The 11,013-nt window shown below is 55.2% G+C and carries 10 protein-coding genes; 9 read left to right on the top strand and 1 reads right to left on the bottom strand.

Going from position 1 to position 11,013, the window contains the following annotated elements; all coding sequences use genetic code 11:
• The first annotated feature begins 147 nt into the window (after positions 1 to 147).
• Positions 148 to 486 carry a P-II family nitrogen regulator gene (locus H2Z84_RS02675; RefSeq protein ID WP_103524502.1) on the top strand — a complete coding sequence of 113 codons (339 nt, stop codon included), beginning with the start codon at positions 148 to 150 and terminating at the stop codon, positions 484 to 486.
• 86 nt (positions 487 to 572) lie between these two features.
• Here H2Z84_RS02675 and H2Z84_RS02670 read toward each other — a convergent pair whose 3' ends face one another.
• Positions 573 to 1,364, bottom strand: coding sequence for an outer membrane protein assembly factor BamD (locus tag H2Z84_RS02670; RefSeq protein ID WP_181834617.1), 792 nt, complete (start codon positions 1,362 to 1,364; stop codon positions 573 to 575).
• Between H2Z84_RS02670 and rluD the strand changes: the two genes are divergently transcribed.
• The 8 genes from rluD to H2Z84_RS02630 all read left to right on the top strand — a co-directional run bounded on the left by rluD (position 1,363) and on the right by H2Z84_RS02630 (position 10,743).
• Positions 1,363 to 2,463: a 23S rRNA pseudouridine(1911/1915/1917) synthase RluD gene (gene rluD, locus H2Z84_RS02665; protein WP_181834616.1), complete on the top strand. Its 1,101-nt coding sequence runs from the start codon at positions 1,363 to 1,365 to the stop codon at positions 2,461 to 2,463. The genes H2Z84_RS02670 and rluD overlap by 2 nt on opposite strands.
• Positions 2,450 to 3,208, top strand: coding sequence for a peptidoglycan editing factor PgeF (gene pgeF / locus H2Z84_RS02660; RefSeq protein ID WP_181834615.1), 759 nt, complete (start codon positions 2,450 to 2,452; stop codon positions 3,206 to 3,208). The genes rluD and pgeF overlap by 14 nt, the downstream gene beginning before the upstream one ends.
• 478 nt (positions 3,209 to 3,686) lie before the next feature.
• Positions 3,687 to 6,560: a ribonucleoside-diphosphate reductase subunit alpha gene (locus tag H2Z84_RS02655; protein ID WP_181834614.1), complete on the top strand. Its 2,874-nt coding sequence runs from the start codon at positions 3,687 to 3,689 to the stop codon at positions 6,558 to 6,560.
• A 324-nt stretch (positions 6,561 to 6,884) separates the two neighbouring features.
• Positions 6,885 to 7,277, top strand: a complete 393-nt coding sequence (locus H2Z84_RS02650; RefSeq protein WP_181834613.1) for a DUF6841 family protein — start codon at positions 6,885 to 6,887, stop codon at positions 7,275 to 7,277.
• A 73-nt stretch (positions 7,278 to 7,350) separates the two neighbouring features.
• Positions 7,351 to 7,623, top strand: coding sequence for a hypothetical protein (locus tag H2Z84_RS02645; protein ID WP_181834612.1), 273 nt, complete (start codon positions 7,351 to 7,353; stop codon positions 7,621 to 7,623).
• A gap of 18 nt (positions 7,624 to 7,641) precedes the next feature.
• Entirely contained in the window at positions 7,642 to 8,724 is a 1,083-nt protein-coding gene (locus H2Z84_RS02640) for a ribonucleotide-diphosphate reductase subunit beta (protein WP_103524506.1), read from the top strand.
• A gap of 73 nt (positions 8,725 to 8,797) precedes the next feature.
• Positions 8,798 to 9,538 (top strand): TIR domain-containing protein, encoded by a 741-nt coding sequence (locus H2Z84_RS02635; RefSeq protein ID WP_181834611.1) that lies wholly within the window; start codon positions 8,798 to 8,800, stop codon positions 9,536 to 9,538.
• A 206-nt stretch (positions 9,539 to 9,744) separates the two neighbouring features.
• Positions 9,745 to 10,743 carry a hypothetical protein gene (locus tag H2Z84_RS02630; protein WP_181834610.1) on the top strand — a complete coding sequence of 333 codons (999 nt, stop codon included), beginning with the start codon at positions 9,745 to 9,747 and terminating at the stop codon, positions 10,741 to 10,743.
• Positions 10,744 to 11,013 lie beyond the last annotated feature (270 nt).

The raw sequence follows: 11,013 nt of genomic DNA, 5'->3' as shown, positions 1-11,013 counted from the left end.
GCAACACTCGCGACAAGTATCAGGAAAGCGCGTCATAATACAGCAAAACAGGCCGTGCATTAAGGCCATTCTGAGGCGAATGTCGGGCAACCAACCGTCCACAGCGCATTTCCGGAACAATAAAGTCACCGCAAGGAGCACCCGAGCATGAAAAAAATCGAAGCCGTGATCAAACCCTTCAAGCTGGACGAAGTGCGCGAAGCCCTCTCCGACATCGGCATCAACGGCCTGACCGTTACCGAAGTCAAAGGTTTTGGCCGCCAGAAGGGTCATACCGAACTGTATCGCGGTGCCGAATACGTGGTGGATTTCCTGCCCAAAGTCAAAGTAGAAGTCATTCTGGCTGATGATCTGGTGGATCGCGCCATCGAATCCATCGTGGCTGCTGCCCGCACCGGCAAGATCGGCGACGGCAAGATTTTCGTCACCCCGGTGGAGCAAGTGGTGCGCATCCGCACCGGCGAAACCAACGAAGACGCGATTTGATCAGCGCCCTGCCGCCGGCTGCTGCTGGCCGCAGGTAAAGAAAAAGGCCGCAAACGCGGCCTTTTCAGCTAAACAGACTGGTGGAATTACTTCCACACTTTCCACCACGGCATTTCCTCGACTGTCCACGGCTGGGTCAGATAGGCGCTCTTGGGGTAGTTCAGGGCCAGCACACGCTTGGCATCGCCGCTCAATTGAGTCATGCCCAGCTTGTCGTAGGCGGTCACCATCAGCGCCAGCGCTTCTTCCGGATACTTGGTATTGGAATATTCCTTCACCACGCCCTGGGCACGGTTGGTGGCAGCCAGATAAGCACCGCGCTTCATGTAATAACGAGCCACGTGCATTTCGCTGCCACCCAGCGCATCCACCAGACGATTCATCTTTGTCAGCGCATCCGCACTATACTTGCTGCTGGGGAAGCGGGTGGTCAGCTCGCGGAAAGCCAGGAAAGACTCGCGGGCGGCCTTGGGGTCACGCTCGCTCATGTCCTGACCGGCCCATTTCGACAACATGCCCTGGTCGTCGTTGTAATACACCAGGCCCTTGAGATAGTACATGTAATCCACATTCGGGTGAGCCGGATGCAGCTTGATAAAGCGGTCGGCAGCGGCGATCGCCAGCTCCGGTTCATTGTCCTTGTAATGGGTATAGGCCAGGTCCATTTCGGCCTGCTGGGCGTAGCGACCATAGGGGTAGCGCGCTTCCAGCGTTTCGTACAGCTTGACAGCACGGGTATAATTACCGCTATTCAGTTCATCCCGAGCTTCCGAGTAGAGCTTTTCCACGGTCCAGCCGCGCGTTTCGTCGTAGGTTTCCGTGGTTGCACAACCGGCAAGCCCCATCACCAACATTGCTGCTACAACGTATCTTTTCATGACCGATCCTTACTTTGACTCGGAGGATTATAGCGATATCTCGGAAAACGAGGTATCTGCTCGACAACAGCTGGAGGTTCCGCTCTCTTTGGGTAGCGAACGCCTCGACGCAGCTCTTGCCAAACTCCTCCCCGATTACTCCCGCAGCCGCCTGACCCAATGGATCAAGGATGGCCATGTACTGGTGGACGGCAAAGTCGTCCCGCCAAAAACCAGACTGCTGGGTGGCGAAAAGCTGGACGTTACCATTGTTCAGTCAAATGAAGAAATGGCTTTCCAGCCGGAAGCCATGGATTTGCCCATTGTTTACGAAGATGAACACATCCTGGTGGTGAACAAACCGGCCGGCCTGGTGGTGCATCCGGCCAGCGGCAACTGGACCGGCACCCTGCTCAACGGCCTGCTGCACCACTGCCCGTCGCTGGCGCATGTGCCGCGCGCCGGCATCGTGCACCGGCTGGACAAGGATACCAGCGGCCTGATGGTGGTCGCCAAGACCCTGCCGGCACAAACCGAGCTGGTGCGCCAGATGCAGGCACGCAGCGTCAAGCGCATCTATCGCGCCATTGCCGACGGCGTTGTCCCCTTCGACGGCACCATCAACACGCTGATCGGCCGCGATCCGCACAACCGCCTGCGCATGGCCGTGCTGAAGTTTGGCGGCAAGACCGCCATCACCCACGTCCGGGTGCTGGAACGCTACGACGCCCACTCTTATATCGAGTGCAAGCTGGAAACCGGCCGCACCCACCAGATCCGGGTACACATGAAGGAAGCACGCCACCCGCTGGCTGGCGACCAGCTGTACGGCAACCCGCGTCACAAGATGGACGAAGATATCGCCACCGTGGTGAAAAACTTTGGCCGTCAGGCATTGCACGCCTACAAGCTGGCGCTGATCCACCCGGCCACCGGTGAAGAACGCAGCTGGCAAGCCCCGCTGCCGGACGACTTCCGCTTCCTGCTGGACACCCTGCGCGGCGAAAGCGGCGAACGCATGGAGCAGGCCGCACCGCTGGCCGAAGAATGGGATGAAGACGAGGACGATGATGACGAAGACGACGACGGCGACATCGAGGTCATCTATGTCCGTGACTGAAGCCGGCAACAGCCCGCTACTGCAAGCCGACTGGCCGGCTCCGGCTGCCGTGCGCACCCTGCTCACCACCCGCCAGGGTGGTGTCAGCCAGCCACCCTACGACAGCTTCAACCTGGGCACCCATGTAGGTGATCAGCCGGAAGCCGTTGCCGCCAACCGCGAACAGCTGCGTCTGCTGCTGCCGGACGAGCCGGCCTGGCTCAATCAGGTGCACGGCACCAATGTGGTGGACACTGCTGAAATAGGCGAAACCCTGCTGGATGCCGATGCCAGCTTCAGCCGCCAGCCGGGCAAGGTGTGCGTGGTGATGACGGCTGACTGTCTGCCAGTCTTGCTATGTGACGACGCCGGCAGCGTGGTCGCCGCCGCCCATGCCGGCTGGCGCGGGCTGTGCGATGGCGTGCTGGAAGCGGCCGTCAGCGCCACTACCGTGGCACCATCCACGCTCATGGCCTGGCTGGGACCGGCCATCGGCCCGGATGCATTTGAAGTTGGTGCCGAAGTACGCGCTGCCTTCATCGCCTGCGACCCGGCCGCCGCCACTGCCTTCACCGACATCGGCGAGGGCAAGTATCTGGCCGATATCTATCAGTTGGCGCGCCAGCGTCTGGCCGCCGCTGGCGTCAGCCGGGTTTACGGTGGCGACTTCTGCACGGTCATCGAGCGCGAGCGTTTCTTCTCCTATCGCCGTGACGGGGTAACCGGACGCATGGCCAGCCTGATCTGGCTGCAGCCACAAGACTGACCCTGCCCCAGAGCCAACGGCAGCCCCAGCACTTTTGGTGCGGTGGCTGCCGTTTTTCTTTGCCAGCGGCCCGGCCACTTGCCACCCTCCATGAACTGTCATCGAATTTTCATGCCAATAGCGTAGCGGACACGCAACAGCGGCAAAACACCAGATGTTGTGGCGGGCGCGCATCACCCCCCAGAAGCTTGTCTTTATTGGATTTCCTGTCGGCACCAAAAGCAGGCAACCATGCCCCAAAAAATTCCTATCACCCTGCAAGCCTTATCTGGCGCGGATTTCGCATTTTCTGAGCGCTGTCAAGACTTGCCGCATCGCGCTGAGAACACTAGAATTTGGGCCAATCAAGCAGTGCAAACATATATATTGTGTTTATTCACAACGAACACACAGCTTTTCAACAGACTTGTCCACAGCCCTGCCCGGCCTGCCACCCAGGCCGCAGCGCAACAGACGCAAACCACCCAAAGAGGGCAATATGCAACTGACCACCTTTGAAGGGCAAACCGCCGCCGAGCTCGGCCGTGCCGCAGCCCCCCAGGCCGACTTCAGCCACTACAAGACCATTCGCCGCAATGGTGCCGTAGTGGCATTCGAGCCGGTCAAGATCTCCATCGCCATGACCAAGGCATTCCTGGCCGTGATGGGGCATCAGGGCGCTACGTCCGCCAGCATCCGCGAAAAGGTAGCCCAACTGACCGAGCAGGTGGTCAACGCCCTGATGCGCCGCAAGCCGGAAGGCGGCGCCATCCACATTGAAGACATCCAGGACCAGGTGGAACTGTCGCTGATGCGCTTTGGCGAACACGACGTGGCCCGCGCTTACGTGCTGTACCGCGAACAGCGCTCGCAAGAGCGCGCCGCCCGTGGCGAAGCGCTGACCCAGATCCAGATCAACGTCATCCGCAAGGATGGCCGCAAGCTGCCGCTGGACATTGCCCGCCTGCGCGCCGGCATCGAATCTGCCGCCCAGGGCCTGGCCGGTATCGACATCGACGCCATCCTGTCGGAAACCCTGAAGAACATTTACGACGGTGTACCGCTGGACGAAGTCAACAAGTCCGCCATTCTGGCCGCCCGTTCCATGATCGAGCAGGACCCGGCCTACGACTACGTTACCGCCCGCCTGCTGATGGACAGCATCCGCCTGGAAATCCTGGATGAATCGGTTAGCCAGGAAGAAATGGCCGAACGCTATGCGGAATACTTCCCGCAATTCATCAAAAAAGGTATTCAGGCCGAACTGCTGGACGAAAAACTGGCCGAGTTCGACCTGAAAAAACTGGGCGCCGCCCTGGATGCCAAGCGCGACCTGAAATTTGGCTACCTCGGCCTGCAAACCCTGTTTGACCGCTACTTCCTGCACATCGACGGCACCCGCATCGAAATGCCGCAGGCTTTCTACATGCGCGTTGCCATGGGCCTGGCCCTGAACGAAGTGAACCGCGAAGCCCGCGCCGTCGAGTTCTACAATGTGCTGTCCAGCTTCGACTTCATGTCGTCCACCCCCACCCTGTTCAACTCCGGCACCCGTCGTAGCCAGCTGTCCAGCTGCTACCTGACCACCATTGCCGACGATCTGGACGGCATTTACGAAGGCCTGAAGGAAAACGCCCTGCTGTCCAAGTTTGCTGGCGGCCTGGGTAACGACTGGACCCCGGTGCGCGCCATGGGCTCGCACATCAAGGGCACCAACGGCAAGTCGCAAGGTATCGTGCCCTTCCTGAAAGTGGTCAACGATACTGCCGTAGCCGTGAACCAGGGTGGCAAGCGCAAGGGCGCCGTGTGTGCCTACCTGGAAACCTGGCACGCCGACGTGGAAGAATTCCTCGAACTGCGCAAGAACACCGGTGACGACCGCCGCCGCACCCACGACATGAACACCGCCAACTGGATTCCGGACCTGTTCATGAAGCGCGTGATGGAAGGTGCCGAATGGAGCCTGTTCTCACCGTCGGAAGTCCCTGATCTGCACGAGCTGTATGGCTCCGCCTTCGAAAAGCGCTACCAGCACTACGAAGCCATGGGCGAACGCGGCGAGCTGAAAGTGTACAAGCGCATCCCGGCCCTGAGCCTGTGGCGCAAGATGCTGACCATGCTGTTTGAAACCGGTCACCCGTGGGTTACCTTCAAGGACCCGTGCAATATCCGCAGCCCGCAGCAACACATGGGCGTGGTACACAGCTCCAACCTGTGCACCGAAATCACCTTGAATACCAACGACGACGAAATCGCCGTGTGCAACCTGGGTTCGGTCAACCTGGCTGCCCACATGGGTGCCGACGGCAAGCTGGATGCTGAAAAGCTGCAGCGCACCATCCGCATCGCCCTGCGCATGCTGGACAACGTGATCGACATCAACTTCTACCCGGTGAAGAAGGCGCGCAACTCCAACCTGAAGCACCGTCCGGTGGGCATGGGCATCATGGGCTTCCAGGACTGCCTGCACATGAAGCGCGTACCGTACGCCTCGCAGGAAGCCGTGGAATTTGCCGATGAATCCATGGAACTGGTGGCCTACCACGCCTACTGGGCGGGCACCGAGCTGGCCGAAGAGCGCGGCCGCTACCCGTCATACAAGGGCAGCCTGTGGGATCGTGGCCTGCTGCCGCAAGACAGCATCAACCTGCTGGCAGCCGAACGCGGCGGCTATCTGGAAATGGACCGCACCGAGCGCCTGGACTGGAACGCCCTGCGCGAACGCATCAAGCAGCACGGCATGCGCAACTCCAACACCCTGGCCATCGCCCCGACTGCCACCATCGCCAACATCATTGGCGTGTCTGCCAGCATCGAGCCGACCTACCAGAACCTGTTTGTGAAGTCCAACCTGTCCGGCGAATTCACCGTCACCAATGAATACCTGGTGCGCGACCTGAAAAAAGCCGGCCTGTGGGATGAAGTGATGGTAGCCGACCTCAAGTACTTCGACGGCAGCCTGGGCCGCATCGACCGCATCCCGGCCGACCTGAAAGCCATCTACGCCACCGCCTTCGAAGTAGACCCGAAATGGCTGGTGGAAGCGGCATCGCGTCGCCAGAAGTGGATCGATCAGGCCCAGTCGCTCAACCTGTACATGGCTGGCGCATCCGGCAAGAAACTGGACGACCTGTACAAGCTGGCGTGGATTCGTGGCGTGAAAACCACCTATTACCTGCGCACCCTGGCCGCCTCCAGCGCCGAAAAATCCACCGGCAAGGGCGGCGAGCTGAACGCGGTAGCCAGTGGCCTGAACCCGGCCTACAACGCTGCAGCCGAACAAGCCGCACCGGCAGTCGAGGTGGACAACACCCCGGCCACCGACGCCAAGTTCTGCAGCATTGACAATCCAGACTGCGAAGCTTGCCAGTAAGGCAAGCAAGCAGGATGGATTGATGCGAAGCAACAATCCGGACGACACCGGAGCAAGGCGACGGTGTCCAGCCCGCAGGGCACGTGAAGCCTGCCAGTAAGCAGGCAAGCAAGATGGATTGACGCGAAGCAACAACCCGCCCCCCGTCGCACTGCGGCGGGGACAGCTGGAACAGCTGGCCGCTCACCCGGCCAGCCCATTTCCAAACCGCTTGCCAGCAGGCGGTTTCCGAATGGGGAAGTGTAAAAGCAAACAAAAGTGCAGCCAGTATGGCCAGCCCTTGTCTGAAGCAAGCCCACAAGGCCTTAACAATCAGAGATGCCCATGACACTTCAGGAATTTTTTAACCGTTACAGCCAGGCCTACTCGGCACTGGATGCGCGCGCAGTTTCGGCCATGTTCACCCGGCCCTTCACCGCCGTGCACCACGGCCAGATTGCCACCTTTGGCATCAACGACGAAGAATCGCTGTACCAGACCACGCTAGGCATTCTCGAGTACTACCGCGCCCAAGGCGTCATCAGTGCCAGCTGCTATCTGGCCGAAGTGCTGCCTTTTGGCAGCGACCTGGCCACCGTCAAGGTGCGCTGGACCGCCCGCCGCCACAATGCCGAGCCGTGGATGTTTTCCACCGGCTACCACCTGAAGCGGGAACACGGCGAATGGCGCATCTACGGCCTGGCGCAGTTTGAAGAACACAGCCATCCGGCCCATTAAGCCGGACAGGCTTCTCAAGCCGGCTGGCCGCAGCCGGTTTCGGAAGACCGAACCAACACACGGGGAGTACGGCATGAGCACCACCCTCTTCTGCACCGCCAGCCGCGCTGCGCAGCATCCGGAACAAGACCGCTTTCGCAAGCTGGGCCTGGTGCTGGTCGACCTGCCGCAGCCGCTACGCGACACGCCAGCCACTCCCCGCACCGCCATCCGCATCATGCGCCAGAGCGCCATGCAGCTGGAACAAGCGCCCTGTCAGCCCGACACCGCCACCAGCACGCATGCCCTGCCCGGCGCGCAATACCAGATCCAGCCAGCCGCCCCACAGGGCGTAGCCGGCAAATAAACACGGAGAATGCAAAACATGTTGAGCTTTGACGATACCCCGGTACAAAAACCGGCCGTTCCCTCCAGCAACGACAGCCAGACCGGCGGACGCGTAAATGCCGTCGACAAGAAAGTCATCAACGGCACCACCGACGTCAACCAGCTGGTACCGTTCAAGCACAAATGGGCCTGGGAAAAATACCTCGCCCAGTGCGCCAACCACTGGATGCCGCAAGAAGTGAACATGCAGCGCGACATCGAACAGTGGAAAACCGGCCAGCTGTCCGAAGACGAAATGCGCATCGTCAAGCGCAACCTGGGCTTCTTCGTTACCGCCGACAGCCTGGCTGCCAACAACATCGTGCTGGGCACCTATCGCCAGATCACCAGCCCGGAATGCCGCCAATACCTGCTGCGCCAGGCCTTTGACGAAGCCATCCACACCCACGCCTACCAGTACATCGTGGAAAGCCTGGGCCTGGACGAAGGCGAAGTGTTCAACGCCTACAACGAAATCAAGTCCATTCGTGACAAGGACGAATTCCTGATTCCGTTTATCAACGTACTGTGCGACCCGGCCTTCAAGACCGGCACCCTGGAAACCGACCAGAAGCTGCTCAAATCGCTGATCGTGTTTGCCTGCATCATGGAAGGCCTATTCTTCTACGTTGGCTTCGTACAAATCCTGGCACTGGGCCGTCAGAACAAGATGACCGGCGCTGCCGAGCAGTACCAGTACATCCTGCGTGACGAATCCAGCCACTGCAATTTCGGTATCGACCTGATCAACACCATCAAGCTGGAAAATCCGCAGCTGTGGACCGACAGCTTCAAGGCCGAAATCGTCGAGCTGTTCAAGCAGGCGGTGGAGCTGGAATACGCCTACGCCGAAGACACCATGCCGCGTGGCGTGCTGGGCCTGAACGCCAGCATGTTCAAGGAATACCTGCGCTTTATTGCCAACCGTCGCATGCAGCAGATTGGTCTGGACCAGTTGTTCCCGGGTGTGAACAACCCCTTCCCATGGATGAGCGAGATGATTGACTTGAAGAAGGAGAAGAACTTCTTTGAGACCCGCGTGACGGAGTATCAGACTGGCGGGGCGTTGAGCTGGGATTAACCACTCTCTTTAAACCCTATCTTCTTTACTTATGACCACCACTCTGGTGGTCATTTAGCTTCAGGATTTAAATATGCCAACATGTTTTGTTATTCAGCCATTTGATTCGAAATTCAATAAACGATTCGATGACATCTATAGCCCAGCAATACACAAGGCAGAACTTGAAGCATATAGAGTAGATCGAGATCCTTCAGTTGAAGTTCCCATCAATGCAATTGAAAGCGGAATTCGAAACTCTGCGATTTGCCTTGCAGACATAACGCAAGACAATCCAAATGTTTGGTACGAGCTTGGCTTTGCCATATCTGCAAATATTCCTGTTGTTCTCTTATGCGCCAATGATAGTCAGAGAATAAAATACCCTTTCGACATACAACATAGGACTATTATTTCATACAATACCGACTCGCTAAGCGACTTCAATACACTATCCGAATCAATAACTGAAAAATTAATTTCAATTCTTGATAAATCGGAATTTTTGCAAAAAATCGCCAAATCCGATCCAATTGCACAAACTGATGGCCTCTCTCAAGTAGAAATACTCACCCTGGCCATCATTGCAGGTGCAGGATCAACATCCACCAGTTCCATTTCCCAGTACACGCTTGCAAATGAGGCAGGGGGATACGGGCTGAATAAGCTTGGAATATCTATCGGAGTCAGAAAACTAATCCAAAAAGAATTTATAGATGACTTTGTTGAATACGACTCAAGCGACGGCGAGGAGTACACAAGAATACGAGTAACCAGCAATGGCTGGGACTGGATTTGCAACAATGAGGAAAAATTCACTACCCATGCGGTGTAATAATAGCAATACGAAGCTACAACTTTTAAGTTTGTAGCTTCAGCCACTAACCTACCAAGCTACCAAGCTACCCAGAAACACAACTATTTAATACATTAAAGACATTGCCGCCAAATAAAACAAATCAACAAATTTCAACAAAATAATCAAAAACCTCTATTACACAGTAAATATTATTTTGGCCAAATTCAAAAGGTAGAAATATCATGAATGAAGAAGAAATAAATCGCTATTTAAATATTTTTGATAAATTTAAAATATACTCATTACTTGCAATGTTCATTGTTGGTTTTTTTGCAGTTACTGTGTATCTATTAAAATATGACATCCCAACAACTTACGATCTTGTAAATATTCCATTTTACGGATTTTACTCATTCATATTTCTTTTAGGTTTTATCGTATTTTTATTTGGACCATGGTGCATACATCAAACAAGAGAGTCCACGATTTGCTATGCAAGTAATTTGAAAGATGCCTGGTTTAGACATGCAACTCTTTTCTTAATACCATTTCTATCTGGCGCCATCATTGTCTGGAATAATTTTAATGCATATTGCTACATAGTTATAGCACTAACAGCCGGCAGCTTAACCATAATTGGCATATTATACATACACAATTGGAAATTCTCCTACGAATTCTTTGCAAACCTATTCAGCCCACTCTTCTTATCCATCATAGCATCTATATTAAGTTTTTTGTTTTTTGCAATATATTTTCTTTTTATTATTGATATATTCGAACCAAGTCAATACTCCAAAAAAATAGGAGGGGATGGTTGGTATTACATTGCAGCATGTACTGCCTACAGTATCATTTCCAGCTTTCCACTAATAATATCTAAAGGGAAAAATTTCCTAATGGCCATATGCTTTTCCGCCGGAATATCTCTTATATCCATCTTATTAATTGCACCGGCCGAATTCGGAAAATATGCACTTAGAGTCACTCGTGTTGGCGGTGGAATAATTAAAGAAATCGCAATAAATAAAGACGACATATCAAAAACACCCCTCAGATTGCAAGATTATTTTTGCGGATTAAAAGATTGCAGTATCACAGTCCCAAGAAAAATATGCTTATGGTTTACCGATGGAACCTATTACTACGTCAGCAAAATAAACAACACTCAAGGCACATATTGCCAGCAGCCGAATACCCGCATCTTTCCAATCAAAAAAGAACTCACTATATTGCAATAATCAACATCAGCACGATCAATTTTTTGTTAACCCATACAAAATAAGTTCCAACTGCATACGACACAATACGCCAACGCAAAACCAACTTCGCGGGTCTCGCCCCGCTGGCGAGGTCCTTTGCTTTTGCTTCGCCAAAAGAAAGGACGGCGGTTTCAAGGGCCAAGTGCAACACGAACCAATTAAAGGTTAAGTTGTTGCATGCAAAGAACTTATGAGCACCTAAGTGCCGAAGAACGCGGGTTCATCATGGCAATGAAACAGCAGGGAGAA

The organism is Aquitalea aquatica, assembly GCF_013911085.1.
Taxonomy (GTDB): domain Bacteria; phylum Pseudomonadota; class Gammaproteobacteria; order Burkholderiales; family Chromobacteriaceae; genus Aquitalea; species Aquitalea aquatica.
Note: the sequence above shows the minus strand (reverse complement) of the source record. Positions and strands in the feature narration are given on the sequence as shown.